2 protein-coding genes are annotated in these 16,958 nt (G+C 54.3%); both read left to right on the top strand.

Annotated features, from left to right (window positions below):
• Nucleotides 1-21: 21 nt before the first annotated feature.
• Nucleotides 22-7,701 (top strand): S-layer homology domain-containing protein, encoded by a 7,680-nt coding sequence (locus H7F31_RS28210; protein ID WP_187101508.1) that lies wholly within the window; start codon nucleotides 22-24, stop codon nucleotides 7,699-7,701.
• 103 nt (nucleotides 7,702-7,804) lie between these two features.
• On the top strand, nucleotides 7,805-16,885 hold the full coding sequence (locus H7F31_RS28205; protein ID WP_187101507.1) for an S-layer homology domain-containing protein: 9,081 nt from the start codon (nucleotides 7,805-7,807) through the stop codon (nucleotides 16,883-16,885).
• Nucleotides 16,886-16,958: the final 73 nt, after the last annotated feature.

Raw genomic sequence — 16,958 nt, 5'->3', positions numbered from 1 at the left:
AGAATGGCTGGAGGTGCCAAGGTGAAGTTAGTCAAAAAAATTCTGATCGCATCGCTCGTATTCGTTTTATTCATCACTACGCATGGCGGCGCGATCACGTATGCTATCGAGGCGGCAGTTGCGCCAAATACTACGCAGTTGTCCAACGGTTATATCAAGATAACCGTGGACAACGCCACAGGCCGCTTCGGCATTCGTACGGTAGACGGTCAGCCGATTCGCAAGAACGACGATAATGTCAATATGTTGTTCCGCGGAGACGATCCGGAGACGTCGTTCACGACGTTCCGAATTGACGGCACAGATTATATTTTCGGTAATCCATATAAATTCGGAGTGAATTTCTTCTCTGAAACGACGAAGCCGAGAATTGTAACGAATACGAACGGCACGCAGCAGATCGAGACGATCTGGTCCATTAAAGGCGTACAGATCAAACAAATTCTAATGTTATACTCCAATTCGGCCGATCTCAAAAACGCGGGCAATGTAAACGTGCGTTACGAAGTATCGAACCGCAGCGGCGCCCAAGTGGAGGTGGGAACCAGGATCCTGCTTGACACAATGGTAGCGGGCAAGGATGGTCCGGAATTCCAGAATGGAACCATATACAAATCGCCGCTAACTGTAGAACATAGGCTCGTGCATGATCCAGCTGCTATCGGCGTTCCGACTGAGGATATCGCCAATAACAAGATACCGGCATATTGGGTCATGCGAGATAAGCTGGATTACACGAACCCTTTGGCGACCAATGTAATTGCTTACGGCTTCAATAACTTCTCCGAGAACGCGACCAACATCGTGGACGAGATGATCGTGGGCCATTGGAACGGACTGGCGAACACCAAGTGGGATTACCAGGTTAATCGGAACCTGGATTTCACGCGCGATACCAACGATTACGGGAGTGCAGACTCCGCAGTAGCTTTCTACTGGCTGCCTGAGCCTCTCGCTAATGGTAAAACACAATCCTTCGAGACCGTATACGGTCTTGGAGAGATTATAGCGCCCGATAAGGTTTTCTCGATCCGTTACATGGATCCCGTAATGCAGATTGCAACACTTGATGATGCTAGCGCCTATGCAAACGAAGGGATCTTCGACATTACGGCGGAAATTGAGAACCTTCCATCGTTTAATATGGAACATACCAATATGATTATCGATATGACATTGGAAAGCGGCTTAAGCTTCGTAAGGCTTGACGAGCTTGGCAATATCGTACGAAATCCCGACGGCAGCGCGCAGTTGGAAAACGTGCGAACAAAAAATATTACAAGACAAAAGACTCCAACATTCGAAGAGGCGGAGCAGGGCATCATACCGAAATACAAGCCAGGGGACACGATAACGGTAACATACAAGGTTCAAGCCAAAGGAAGACCTTGGCCGACGACCAAACAATATATGTTATCGGTTAGCAGTAAAGAGACGATGGCAAAACTGGCTACTGATCGCCCGGATGCCGTTAAGATTGTTAAAGATAAGGATGGCAAAGAGGTGGCGGAGCCGGTAGATGAAGGTATCATGGCCCAATACCAGTCCAACAAAGCCAATTTCATCCTGCTGCCTCCGATTGGGGAAGCAAGCGCGACGTACGTGTATGGCTTATCGCCGGACGAAGCGTTCGCGACGGATGAGAAGTATATCACTCTTAATATGTCTAACGTTGAGGCCTATGAGACTGGGAACGATGATGCAGATCCCAACTTCGACTTGTATTTCGAAGAAATTGTTACAGGTGCGCGATACAAGGTTCCTGTGCAGGGCTCCGTGCTCATCCAACCAACCGATGATGGGTCTACGGGTGATATGATTATTACTTACCGCGGCGGCTCCTTGGTGGACGCGAACGGCAACGAGATCGAAGCCGATCTCGGACCGGAATTGCCGATTGGCGAATACAAAGTGGAGATTGATTACCGTGAAGATACCGGCGGAAATGGAAGCACAGATGAAGAAGAAAATGAAGTCGTAGATGCGGAGATAGAAAAGGAGAAAGCTGCGCTATACGACATTGTCACATCCCAGACCTTCCTTGTTACGGAAAACGACGAAGCTCGTATCCGCAATGCCAACCTGCTAGTCATCTATAAACATCTGGTAGACTTGTCCTTCGTATCTTCAAATATGAGCGAAAAGGAACTCGAGGAAATCAACGAGATCATGTACCACAAGCCGTTCAAGCCGGGAGCCGATCTGTACGGCGCCAAGTTGGCGCTTGTGCCGGCTTGGGCCGATATGGCTTTGAAAAGCCGGGTGGTCGACCCTGATCATGAAGTAGACGATCTGTTCGTTGACGCAACCAACAATGGGGACGTATTCGGAGAATTCCCGCTCTACAATTACAGGGCATTCGAATCCGAAGAAGAGATGGAAGAATTCTTCGAGGATCGGGACGAACTGGAATCGTTGGTAACGATTCAGGGCATGGTTCGAGAAATCGGCAAGGACGAGAATCTGCAGGTTATCATTGACACCTCGACGGAACCTGCCATTATCAATGATGCCGTCAATTATCAAGGCAAGGACCTTGTATTCGCGAGGGGCAATCTGGAAGTGTTCGGCGCGAAATATCCGGACATTCCTCTGCTTGACACGCTGTTTGCCAAAGGCGACGGTACATTGAGCGTAGCGGGCAGCGGATTCGTATTCCACAGGGGCGAATGGACGCTAGACTTCTATAACGGCTTCCAAAAGAGCTTGCCTCGAGGCGAAGATGAGGAAGAAGAAGAGGAAGAAGAGGAAGAAGAGGAAGAAGAAGAGGAAGAAGGAGACGAAGAAGAGAACGACAATCCGGAGGATGATACGCTTAACGGTTCTCTCGCTTGGGCGCAAGGCGCAATCGGCTCCCGTTTGAACCCTATGCGTCAGGTTATGATCGAGGACGTATACTTCAATCGTCAATCCTTGTTTACTGTAATGCCTCTGTCTCTTGGCGGATTTACGTTTAAATTCAACGACTTTATATTGCGTGAAGGAGGCATCTCGTTCGGCGGGGGCATTTCGTTCAAGGTCGTGGATGCGGAGATCAAGGACGTTATCTTTAACAGCAAGGGCTTTGTCGGCGTTGACGCCAGCTTGAAGTTCGAGCTGGACAAGGAGATGGGTCTCCTTAAGCCAGACAGCAAGGCGGAAGGCGTAGGCGGTCAGATTGACATTACCCACTACGAGCAGAAGGTAGAGGGCATTAACAACTATTACGGACTGGAATTCAATGCCGAGCTCAGCAACATGATGGAGGTTGGAGTCGAGTTTGCCTTGAAGAAGGTCGATGACGGCCGAATTCTGCCGGATGTGATCGGCTTCAGCTCGACACTTCCAAAACCAGGCGTATTGATTACGGGCGCCACTTATCTGACGGCGATTCGCGGCGCGATTCGAGAGCTGGCCGACACGATCGCGGGCGGTACGAAGGACGATCCGTTCCCGCTGACGCTGGAGGCCGGGGTATCCCTGAGATTCGGTATCGCTCCAGCATATAATTTTGGCGATATCGACTTGACGCTGAAACGAACCGGCATCAAGATTGTGGGCAAGCTGGACTTCTCCACGAATCCAGATGGGGATGACTTGATGCCGATGATTACGGAGGCGTTGCTTGAAGCCCAGTGGGTCACTCCATGGTTCGTACGGGTCGGAGCCGAGGTCGACGTTATGGGCTGGGATGTCATTATCGGCAAAGCAGGCATATTCGTCGGACAGAACCTGGAGAAGAACAGAATCGACTTTGAAGGCTTCATCGGCGCGAAGGTTCAGGTGCCGAGCAGCGTTCCAATCGTAGGCGGCATGCCGCTATCGAGCGTATTCTTTGGCGTTAACAACGACAAAATCTGGGGCAGCGTGGGCATTTTGTTCATCAGCCTCGGCATTACGTACTATTGGGGCGGCGGAGTCGAGTTCGGTACGTCCAACGAAGATTTGCCGGATGGACTCATGCATATGATTCTCGAGGATCCCGAGAAGGGCTCGCAGCTTATGGTAATCGGACAGGGCATTGAGACCGTGGCAACATCATGGTTGTCCCCTGAACAAGAAAATCAAGAGATCGTGTATCGCGAACTGGGCAACGGCGTCACGATGATCGACCAAGGCACGATGAACGTCGGCATTGGCGGCATTACGACGACCAACGGCGGCCGGACTCATCAGATTCCGATGACGCAAGTAGGCGGCAACGCTTTGATCGAGATCACTTACGATCAGGCAGAGCTTCCGAAGCTGACGCTTAAGGACGGTACGGGGAAGCCTTACCAGATCATCATCGACAACGATAACACGGATCCGTCGGCCAACGCCTTTACGCAATGGATTCCTGCCAAACAGGCAAGCGACGGGGTGGATTCCCGCAAGCTATATGTTATCGTGCCGCAAGCAAAAGCAACGGGAACTTGGACGCTGACTTCCGAGACGCCTGTCGACAGCAAGCTTCTATCCGTGCCGACTCTTCCAGAGTTGACAAGCGTAGATCTGGCTATCGATTCTAACGACTCCAACAAGTTTAATGCTTCCTGGAACGTGAGCAACGTAAAGGACGGAGACACGGTAAGTCTTTATTTGAGCAAGGATTCCGTCTCTACGTCAGAGCCGGGGGCGGATTCCGCAGAAATTCTGGAGCCTGGAGATCCAGGGCTTTTGATTGCGAAGGACCTCCCCGTTGGAACCGGCGGCAGAGGCAGTCATACGATTGACGTGACCAAGGTACAACTCCTTGGCGATACGGAGGATATACGCGGTTTATTGCAGCAAGGCGATTACTACTTAAGGGCCGAGCTGAAATCCTATGCGACGTTCGATACGATGACTTCCGCTCAGAAGTTCGAAATTATTGACCCGCTTGCTCCGAACGCGGTTAGCGACGTACGCGTGGAACCGGCAGGGAACGGCATGTTCTCCCTTTCCTTCAAGCCTACGGCGAAGAAGCAAGGACATGAGGGCTACGAACACAGCTATGTCATTCATGCGGAAACGATGCGGGATGGCAAGTCGGCGCCGTATGAGAACTTCGGAGAATTGCTCTTTACGGAAAGCGAACTGGCGTCTTATTGGAACGCGTCGACCGGCCGCTATGAAGGCATTATGATCGGCGGTTGGACCGAAGTATCCGCCGGAACGGACGGAGAAGCCAAATTCACGGGGCTGAAAACCGGCACTCGTTACATGGTCGGCGTCACTTCCGCGACGAAACCTCCGAAGTCGGTCGACAAAAACGAGAACTATCATTTCGCGGAGGCAACGGCAAGCGCGCTGACACTTTTGCCTAAGCCAGTTGAACCGAAACTGCGTTTATCGAGCGATACCGGGTTCGGCCCGATGATGGAGCTGTTGACGAATCAGACGAAACAGACCGTTACGATCGTTTCCGACCAGCCGAACATCGAAATCGAGGCGAAATTCGACGGGCAAACGATCGGCAGCGCTGCGCTGACGAATTCGGGCAGCGGAAGCAGAGGAACGCTGAGTTTCGATCATTTCCAAGCTGATGGTATCTACGCAGTAGAGTTAATGGCGAGGAACACCGTTACCAAAGATAAACGAATTACGATCTTGTACGTAACCGTGGATACGGAAGCGCCTGTTCTGTACATTACGGAGCCACAGACGGGAGCCCGTTCATCGAGCGGAACGATAAGGGTTGCAGGAAGGACAAGCAACGACGCCGTCTTGATGGTCGGAGGGGTAACGATCCGTCCGGCGGAAGATGGCAGCTTCAGCGGCAACGTACCGGTCAATTCGTCCGAGCCGAACATCGCGCTGACGTTATTGGCGAAGGATGGAGCCGGCAACGAGAACAGCGCTATCGTCAACGTGACCAACGATGGTTTTGCCGTACCAGTCGGTCTTGTGCTCAGGAGCATGACAGTCGCCCCTGGCCAAGAGAAAGCAATTGAAGCTGGACTTCGTTATCCGGATGGCAAATCGGGTGACGGCAAGCAGCTATTCAAAACGGTCGCGATTAAAGGTAGCGAGTTGTCCAAGCTGGAATACCGCCTAATGACGGGAGAGAGCGTGTTGCTTGACGAGGATGGCTCCGCGCTTGGTCTTTCGACCGGAGCATCGTTAGTCGAGGTATCCTACCGCGTATCGGAGGACGTAACATTAACGTCTTACCTTCCGATTCAGGTACAAGAGGTAGAGCCGACAACGCTTCAGTCCGTCTCGGCCTACGCAAATCTGGTTAATGGCCAGAGTGGGCGTACTCGAGTCGTTGTGACGGATGCAGGCGAAACGCTCGGCTATCAATTGGTTTACCGTTTGTTCTCGGACGGCGCGACGCCTTCCAAACCCGCATTCGGCGATGATCTCGCGAATTGGACGCTGTTGCCGGAAGGCGGGGCGATCGAAGCGAAGTCGGGCGACAAAATCATCGTTGCCAAACGTACTTCCTTGGATAAAAAAGCCGTTTCTTCTTCGAATGCGATTAATGCGCTTGTCTGGACGCCGGGCGGCGGTTTCGGTCCGGGAGGTCCAGGTGGCCCAATTGGGCCGATCGGTCCTGGAAAAGGCGAAGAGGGCGGCGAAGAATCGGTTGAGCCGGGTTCCCTGTCCATCAACGAAGCGCAAGTTGAAGCGCAGTGGATCGGAGATATGTTGTCGGCGGTCATTAAGTCCGAGCATGTCAAGGATAACGATGGCGATCTGCGTATCGGCTCCGACAACGCCAAGTCCACGGGGTATTTGATCCGCGTCGAACGCGATGTGGTCCAAGCAACCGCAGCGGCTGGAAAGTCGGTCGTTATCGATCTTCCTGGAGCGAAGTTGACGCTTAGCGCGGAACAGTTGCTTAAGGTGCAAGGAGACCTGGATATTGCCATCACGCCAAACGGCATTGAAGGCATTCGCGATGCCGGCGTAATTGCGAGCTCCGCGCAAGCGAAGCTACTGGGCAAGGGAGCTGGCGTAAGCATTGCGATTAACGTGAACGATGACGATTGGGAGGGGCAAGGCTGGTCTCGCATCGCAATTCCGAATGGCGTTAGCCTGAGAGAATTGACCTCCGTTATGCTCGTGTCGGCGGATGGCAATTGGACTCCGGTGCCATGGGAGCTTGTCATGGTTAACGGCAAGGCATATGCGGACGTCGCGCTGACAGGACTGGGAAGTCTGTACTTCCTAGCTGGAACGACAGGATTCTCCGATGTTCCCGACGATTTCTGGGGCAAAGCGGGAATCGGGGAAGCAGCCTCCAAGCTTCTTGTCATGGGCAAAGGCCAAGGCAAATTCGATCCTAACGGCCGCGTAACCCGCGCCGAGTTCCCGACGATGTTGCTTCGTGCAGCCGGCTTGATGACGCAAGGGTCGAACGCTTCATTCCCGGACGTGGCTTCCGACGCTTGGTATAACCGCAGCGTCGGCATCGCAAGCAAGCTAGGTTTGGTTACCGGCATGGAAGATGGAAGTTATGCGCCTGCTCAGACGCTGACCCGCCTGCAAGGCATGGCCATGATCGGAAGACTGCTAGAGCGATACGATGCTAAAGGAAGACTGGAGGAATCGGAGATTGCGAATTTGCTGGCTCGATACGGAGACGGATCCAGCGTTCCGGAATGGGCAAGAGCATCCGTTGCACTGGCCGTCAAGCATGGCATTATCGGCGGTGACTCGAACGGTAATCTCAATACGGGCGGCGTACTGAGTCGCGCGCAAGCTGCGTTAATCGCAACGCGTCTCCAGCAATGGCTGACGGAACAGCATTGACAATTACGAAGGATAAAAACTAGAAGAGGCGGAGGCAGGGCACCTGATGGGGCCCTGCCAATGCCGTTCTTGCATGAGGTTATTCTGTTAAGGCGGTGTATGAATGAAGGGGAAGAGCAAGACGACGATCCGCTTGTCTTTGGTTGGCGCGTTGGTAGCGGCAATGCTTGGCGTATGGATGCTCGCGGCGGGCGCAAGCGGCACGAAATGGACGGATTACGCGCAGACGGACTGGTACGATTCGTATCCGAGCAATGACACGTATACGATTGACTCCGCGGAGAAGCTGGCAGGCATAGCCAAGCTGGTCAACGCGGGAAGCGTTAACGGCTTTGAAGGGAAAATACTGCAGATCGCGGCGAACATCGATTTGTCGGCGCATGATTGGGTGCCTATCGGCACGGAGAACAATCCGTTCCGCGGTACATTGTTCACGCCTGTTGGACAAGACTTCACCGTCTCGGGCATGAACGTTCTCGGCGATGTGACATATGCCGGATTGGTTGGCAACGCGGAAAACGCAACAATCGGCGGCTTTTCCATCGACGGGGCGAGTTCCTCGATTGATGTAACGGCTACCGGAGATGCCGTCTATGCCGGATCCGTCGTGGGCAAGATTGTCGGCCTGGGCACGGTCTACGACATTAAAAGCGGCGTGCCGATCACGGTAAACGCTTCGGGAAAAGACGTCTATGCTGGCGGCATTGCCGGATATGCGGAAGGCACGGTATCCAGATCCGTTTATTCGGGATCGCTTGAAGCAACCGCCCAAGACGCGGCTGCAGGCGGGATCATCGGTTACGGCGGCCCGCAGGGGGTTACCGTCCTGCGGGTTACGAATAACAGCAACGTGACGGTTGAGAAGGTCGGGCTTGACGGAGACATGGCTGCCGGCGGCATCGTCGGCCATTCGGCTGGTTTCTTGCGAATGGAACAGGATGAAACTCCGATTCTGAATACGGGCGCTGTAACGGTACGGAACGGACATTGGAGTTACGCGGGCGGCATCGTCGGCAAGACGGACGGTATCGCTACATTCTCTTTGTCTACGACGAACAATGGCGCCGTGCTGATCGACGCTCCCGAAGCGATCGAGTCGGCGGCAGGGGGATTGGTCGGAGCGATGTTGGGAGAGACGGGAGAGCACCCCGTCCGGTTGAACTTCGCGAATAGCGGAAGCGTGACGAATAACGGCGGATCGAACGTATATACGGGCGGTTTCGCGGGATATCTCAATACGACGCTTGTCTTCACGAATGATACCTCGTCTTCGGTTGCGATAGTCGCAACGGGAAGCGAAGAAGTGCATACGGGAGGACTTGTCGGCCATGCGGAGAAACAAGTGCAGTGGACGACAGGAGCGAGAAATAGCGGAACGATTAACGTAACGCCTAAAGTTTCAGAGGGCATTCTAAACGAAGTTTACACCGGAGGTCTCGTCGGCTTCTCGAGAGACCGGATTCTGCTGGAGAGCGTTGTGCTTGGCGTGTACGGAAACAGCGGAGCCGTCACGGTAGAAGGAAATATGGGCTTATACACGGGAGGCATCGCGGGCAACCGGACATTCGCCGGCATAGGCGGAGCCGCAGGCAACGTTAGCAGTACCGGCGATATTATCGTCAATGGCGATAGCCGGATTCATACCGGCGGGTACATCGGCACGCTACTTGCCGATGCAGCGGATCACGGCATGGCGGGCTTGACGTTTGGCAGCGACATCCAAGTAACGGCAACGACTTCGACCGAAAACGATTATGTTGCGACCGGCGGCATTGTCGGCTATTACGCGAAGCCGGAAGGGAGCTTGGCGGAGCTGACATCGTTATCGTTTAACGGTGTATTGGATGCAAGAGGCGGCGGAGCATACACTTACTCCGGCGGCATCGCGGGTTACGCCGGTTTTGGTCTATTTAAGAATGCATCGGCAGGAAAATCCGCAGAGGAATATGCCACCATCGTTTCCGACGGCAAGCTTGGCGGCGTTGCAGGTTACCTGAACGGCGAACTGGACGGAGCGAATATCGCTTATTTGGATATGACGCTTCTAACGGCAAGCGGCATTGCAGGCGGCGTAGCGGCGCAAGCGCAAGGTCTCGTGAATAATGCCGTTGTCGGCGATGGAACGGCCAGCATCGACAATACGGTTATTATTGGAGCCGATGCGGTCGCAGGCAACGAGCTTGCATTCATCGCGGGGGGCGTCATTGGCGTCAACACCAATTCCTTGACGATCACAGGCTCATCGGCAGCCCGATTGGCATTGTTAAATGAGACGGGACGCAGCGGCTATACGCTTGGCGGCATTGCGGGACAACTGACGGATACGGCTATCGCTGGTACGATCGAGTCCCCGGTATCGGTGGAGTCGCTTACTGTAGCGGCAGAGTCATCTCATGTCGTTATCGGCGGCGCGATCGGCCGCAGCGATTCATCGTCAGTCGTTGCGGAAACGACGGATATAACTGTCGATGCATCAGGCGACGACATTGTTGCAGGTGGCGTTATCGGCTGGAACGAGGGCGCTCAGACTGTGGAGTCTACGGGGATAGAAGGTCTTCGTGCGACAATTACGGCACTCGGCGAGGATATTGAGGCTGGCGGAATAGCGGGACGCAATGACGGTACGATCGTCAATACTACGGCAACCGACGGCAGTATTGCTCTGGAAGGAGCTTCGAACCGAGGCGGCGGTATAGCGGCTTCCCATCATGGGACTCTTGCGGACGTAACCTCCGTAAACATGGCACTGGTAGCCAATGCAGAAGGGGCGATCATCGGCGGTATTACCGGCGTTTCGGAACCGCTTGATGAAGCAGCGACGGACCCCGTTATTGAAAATGCAACTTCGTTATCGTTGGAAGCACCTCTCCTGACGGCTAACGCGGCGAACGTTCGCATGGGGGGAATCGCGGGCGTAGCCAATGATACTACGATTACCAATCCCGTAACGAAAGCGGAAAATTCCGATTACGTTACCCTGACGATCAATGCGCCTGACATATACGCGGGCGGTATTGCCGGACAATCGGAAGGCGGCAGCATCGAGGGGATTGGCGGATTGGACAATCTGAATCTTCAACAGTTGTTTGTGACGACAACGACGAATGCCGGCAACGCGCTCGTAGGCGGCGTTACGGGACACGGCGTCCATACGGCAATCGACTCCATCTATGGTTCGGTCGTCAATATCAGCATCAATGGTTCGCAGAACAAAGTTGGCGGCATCGCCGGTTACTATGAGGGTACGGGTACGGCCGTCATCAAAGACAGCTATTTGGAGACGCTGGGCATTCGCGGTCTGGCAGCGGCGTATGAAGCCGTGCTTGGCGGAGCGATAGGCGTCAACGATACCAGATCGATCGATGCAGGCGCCGATCCGGCATCTACGCCAAGCACGATTCAGAATACGAGGCTGATTGGCAATGTCAATAACGCAAGCTCTCCGCTGATCGATAGCCGCGGTCCGAATGCGGTCGTAGGCGGGCTTGTAGGCGTGAACGGCAGCCTGGTAGCGAATAACAGCGTTATCGACAAGAGCGTGCTTCTCGCCAGAGGCGATGGCAGCATCGTTGGCGGTCATACGGGTGTCAATATCGAAGCGGGCACATTGTACTACACGTATGCCAACGCAAATCTCTCCGTTCAGGGGCAGAATATTACGCTTGGCGGTCTTGTAGGTTTGAATGAAGGTTCAATTTTATCTTCTTACATCGATATCGATGTAACATCGCAAGCCACGGGCACCTCGTCCCAGGCGGTCGCTGTCGGCGGTCTTGTCGGCGTGAATGAAGGCCGCATCGCCAAGTCGTACAGCGTGTCCAACGTGACCGCCGGCGGCGACTATAGTCTTGTAGGAGGGCTTGTCGGCGAACAGCTCGGCGGATCGATCCGTCATTCCTATTCCGGAGGGCGGGTTCTGGCCAGCAAGACGGGAAGCTTGGCAGGCGGTTTCGCAGGCCGAATCGTAGCGGGCGAAATTGCCGAAAGCTATTCCGCGGTTAGCGTGGAAGCCACGGCAGGCGCCGAAGGCGGAGGTTTCGCGGGACGATATGACAATACCAGCACGAACCTGATTTATAAGACGTATTACTTGAAGGATGACGCGGCAGGCATTAACAAAGATTTGCCCGACTTCGCAGAGGGCAATATTCGTTGGCTGAACGTACCGGCTCGTCTAAGCACGTTGCTGGAAGAAACGCTACGCGATCGTACGGCCTTCCCGGCACTATCCGGATGGATTTTCGCCGAAGCGGGCAACGAGGAGACTGCGGTATGGCGCTATGGTTCCGTGAACGCAAGATACTTGTACCCTGAGCTGATTCGCAAGGCGAACAGCGGCGGAGGCGCGACGCCGGGCGTAAACGCCAGTCTGAACTGGTACACTCGCAATCCGGATGCGATCACATTCGAGATTCGCAGCGAAGCCGAACTGGCGGGCTTGGCGCAGCTTGTTAACGGAACGGTTTTGGGACGAGAGCGCGAGGATTTCGCTGGAAAAACCATTCGCGTTGTTAATCCGATTCATATTCAATCGGAGAACTGGACTTCCGTGGGCGCAAGCGAAACGACTCCGTTCGAGGGAACATTCGACGGTGGCGGACATTTGATCGACGGGCTTTCCGTAGAACCGGGACAGGATATGAGCGGCTTGTTCGGAGTCATCGGCGAGTCGGGCGTACTGGATCATGTCGTCCTTGAGCCTCGCACGATTATTGGCAACGGGTATACAGGAACTGTAGCCGCAATCAACCATGGTTCTTTGTCCAACATCAAAGTAGAATTAACGGAAGAGACGACATTAACGGGACAGTCGGTTGGCGGCCTGGCAGGACGCAATACGGGCTCCATCGAAGACATCACCATTCTTTTCCGTGCAGGTGCGATTATTGAAGCCGTCGGAACGGAAGCCGCAGGCGGCGCCTTATTCGGCGACAACGGCAGCGACCTGACACCGTCGGACTGGACAGAGCTTGTTCTGCTGGGAACGGTTCGGAGTTCAGCTAACGGGGCGGTGATCGGCGGGCATGTCGGCCGTCAATCGGCAGGCAATGTAGCAGGCTTCGACATCGTACTTCAAAATGAAATATCGGCTAGCGGCATTGGCGGCATTGCGGGAGGGTTTATCGGTCAATACGTAGACGGCGAGTTGACGGATATTACATTCAGACTGCAAGAAGGCAGCATTAAGTCAATCGGCGCGAATTCTGTTGCCGGCGGCATCGTAGGAGTGTCGGATGACGGCAACACGGTGAAACGACTGGCATTGTCGGCAGACGAGAATGCAGCGCCTGTCATCGGAAACACGGTTGGTGCCGTAATAGGAAAGAAGGAAGGACAAGCAGCGGATCATTACGACGTGGAATCTCTCAAGGCGAACGGCGTATCCTTGACAACGCCGGAAGGAGCGGAGGAAGGTGCAGTCGGCGGAATTTTCGGCTCCATTACTAATGCTGCGGCTTTTGATCTATCATTTGAAGGCAACCTGACGGCTCGAAGCGTTCAAGCCAATATCGGCGGCATTACTGGCGAAGGCCAGGACAGCCTGTTGCGAGAGGCCAGCGTACAGCCAGTCTTTGCATTCACGGCGAGCGGCGGACAGTCTGCAATCGGAGGCATCGCAGGCGAGATGCTGGCAACCGATCGCGATCTATACTTTGATCTAGGTTCGAAATTGCCTTATTACGTAGGCGTCTATGAAGCGGTCGTTCCTGCTATAGAGATTAAAGCAAGCGGGAGTGGCACTACAGCCGAGATTGCGATCGGCGGCATCGTAGGGAAATCGAGCGCTTCGATTTATTTCAGCGAAACCGACGCAACCGTATCGGTTAACGGCGCCAAATTGGCCGCGCTTGGCGGCATTGTAGGCATAAGCAACGGCATTATCGTATCTACGGATACGCATGGCGGAGCATATGCCAACGAAAATACGATTAATTATGTTGGCGGAGCAGTAGGTCTTGCGTCTGGCGGCTCTATCCATTACACGTTCGTGACCTCCGCGCAGGATGCGGGGATCGAAGTTTCGAAGCCGGTTACCAGGCTCCCCGAGCTTCCAGCCGCGCATGTCGGCGGTTTCGTAGGCGAAGCAAGCGGTACGGACATGAGTCATGTCAGCACGAATTTGGCCGTTGGAGTAACAAGCGCAAACCAAGAGGATTCTGTTCAAGTCGGCGGTTTCGCGGGCGTGCTCGGATACAACTCGGCGTTGCCTGAAGCGCAGCTAGAATGGGCTTATGCGACGGGCAGCGTAACTTCCAACATTAAAACAACCGCGCTTGCTGGCGGATTTGCGGGTTCAATCAATCGTTATGACGTATCACAAGCTTATGCTTCCGGTAACGTAAGCAATACCGGCTTCGATACGCGTACAGGCGGGTTTGCCGGTGCCATTGAGCGCGGGGCAAGGGTAGAGAAAGGTAATGCCGTCCAAACAACACTCTCCGCAACTGGCGTTAATCATGCGACTCGCGCGTATATCGGCGGATTTGCCGGCTATAACGACGGGGAACTCGATAACGTATATGCGCATGCGGAATCGATTTCGCTTGCCGCGGCAGGAGCAAGCGCCTATAGGGGCGCGCTCTTAGGCTACCAATATCGCGGAGGCAGCATCGAGGAGTCGAGCCATGCGGCGGCCATCCCGGCAATCGGGCACAACCTCGGCAGCTTGTCCGGTCTTGCGAACGAGAACAAGCTCGCGGAGCTACGGCTTAGCGATTGGCAATTGCGTACGGATACGACATTGTTAATGAGTGCTTCAGAAGATCCTTATTTCATTCTGAACCCTTACCAATTGTTCACGGCAGTGCTGCTGGCGAATGATTCGACGGGCTTGGACTTCTATCGTCTGTACAACCGTGCAGCTACGGAGACGCCTGATTCCGATATTCTGCTTGGAGCGGACATCGATTTGACGGGAATGATCTGGACGCCTTTCGAGGATTTCCGTGAAACATTCGATGGAGCCGGACATACCATTACCGGCGTGAGTTTGGCAGGTCAAAGCGGTCCGCAGGGCTTCGCGACAGTCAACTACGGTCGGATTGCCAACCTGCAATTCGTTAACGCCGAGTTCTCTTCCGGTTCGGCGAACACGGATGCAGTCGGCATCGTGGCCGGCGTCAATGAACTCGACGGAGAGATCGAAAACATTAACGTTTCGGGTACGGTTAACGGGGGAGTCGTTGGCGGAATCGCGGGAATCAATAAGGGTTCCATCGCGGTAGCTTCATCGACGGGAACCGTGAGCGGAGTAACGGCTGGCGGTATTGCCGGCGATCATGCTGCATCCGGCCAGCTCGAGAATGTATTCTCCTATGCAAAGGTAACGGCGGTAGATGCCGGTGAGGCTGCTGCCGGAGGTATCGCTGGAATCAGCGGAGGAAGCATCTCCAATGCCTTCTTCTCGGGTAATGTTGCAGCTTCCGGCAGTGCCTTGACAAGAGCCGGCGGTATCGTCGGACATGCTGTTGGCGGCAGCATCTCAGATGTTGTAAACGCGGCGGAAGCCGTGGCTGGGACCAATGGCAAGATTGCTCGCAACCAGACCTTCTTTGGAGGTATCGCAGGTCAGAAAGAAGATGCAGCTACGATTCAGGACGGATTCTACAACCGTCAGATGTTGAAGACGGACACCGCATTCTACGACGGAACGGGCAAGCGCGTTGCGGGTGGAAGCACGGTAGGGGCATTGGGCGTGAACGGTGCTGCGCTATCGACCAATGCTTTGCCTAATGGTCTCGCGTCCGCTGATTGGAAAGCAGCGGCTGGCTATTATCCGCAGTTGCAAGCATTCGCTGACAGTACTCGTTCCCGTGTAAGCGCGGTTGCAATCGCGTTGCCAGACGGAATGACAATTTACGGAGCCATCGGCCAGTTCTCGCTAACGCGAATTTCCGATATTCCTTGGAGCGCGACAGGTGCGAGTCTTACGGCTTCCGGAGCAACTATGGCGGGCAGAGTGACCGCGCCTAGCGGCGACGTTGTCTTGAGCGTTGCGGCAGTGGGACAACCAAAACGCGAAGTATTGATTCGTCGCACGGCTCTTCTGTTTGAGGAGACGGCCGCCGCTCCAGCCTTCAACCAACCCGATGGACAGTTCGAAGGTACGCTCGTTGTCGGGCTGACAACGACAGAACCGGATGGAATTATCTATTACACGGTCAACGGAACCGAACCGGTGCCGGGCAAAGAAGGAACGAAAGTATATGAAGTTCCATTGGAGCTTAAGGCCACGACAACGGTGAGGGCGATCACTTTTGCGGATGACAAGGAATTAAGCGCGACGTCGACGGGCAAATGGACTCTCAAAGCCGTCTTTGGCGGAGGCGGAGTACCGATGCTGCCACCTGCTCCCGTGGAGCCGAAGATGACGATAGGCGATCGCGATATCCCGCTTGACGGCAAAGAAGCTGTACAAGCTGCCGTAAATAGCATCGTGAAGCTGTCCGTTCCGGATGATGCCATCGTGTACTACACGACTGACGGCACGGAACCTACGAAGAATAGTTCTGTCTATACGGGCGAAATTTGGGTAACGGGCGACATGACGATTAAGTTCATGACGAGCAAAGACGACACCGTATATAGCGTTCGCTACACTACGAAGCCGGCTGACTACGAAGTGAAGAAGAATGCGTCCGAGATTCGTTACATGGCGGGCAAAGGAACCTCGTTCCGTCCGAACGAAGCCATTACTCGCCAGGAATTAATTACGGCGCTGGCGCTGTTAATCGACTTTGAGGCAACGCCGATCGCCTCCACATTCGGGGACGTAACCAGGAAGAACGCAAGCGCGGTAGCGAAGTTTGCTTCGGCAGGAATCGTTCAAGGTTATCCGGATGGCACATTCCAAGGGGAGAAAGGCTTAACGAGAGCGGAGTTCGTCGTCATGCTCTCCAGAATCTTGGGATTGGATATCGGGAAGGGCGGCAAGTCGCCATTCTCAGATACGGAGAAACATTGGTCGGGGGATTATGTGAGAGTCTTCGTGGAGGCTGGTTACGTGAATGGTTATCCAGACGGAACGTTCCGTCCGGACAGACTATTATCGCGCGCCGAGGCTATCGTGCTGCTGAACAATATTTTGCATACGGCCACGAAAGCCAATGCGTCGATTCGATTCCATGACGTGCCTGAAGATCATTGGGCTTACGATGAAATCATGGGAGCGGCGAAGCGCTAAGAGATTGAGACGAGGATACAAGTTGGCTCCCGGTCGCTATGAAGGCCGGGGGCCATCTCGATGAAAAGGAGAA

The organism is Paenibacillus sp. PAMC21692 (genome assembly GCF_014303795.1).
Lineage (GTDB): Bacteria > Bacillota > Bacilli > Paenibacillales > Paenibacillaceae > Pristimantibacillus > Pristimantibacillus agaridevorans.
This window is presented reverse-complemented; position numbering and strand designations above follow the sequence as displayed.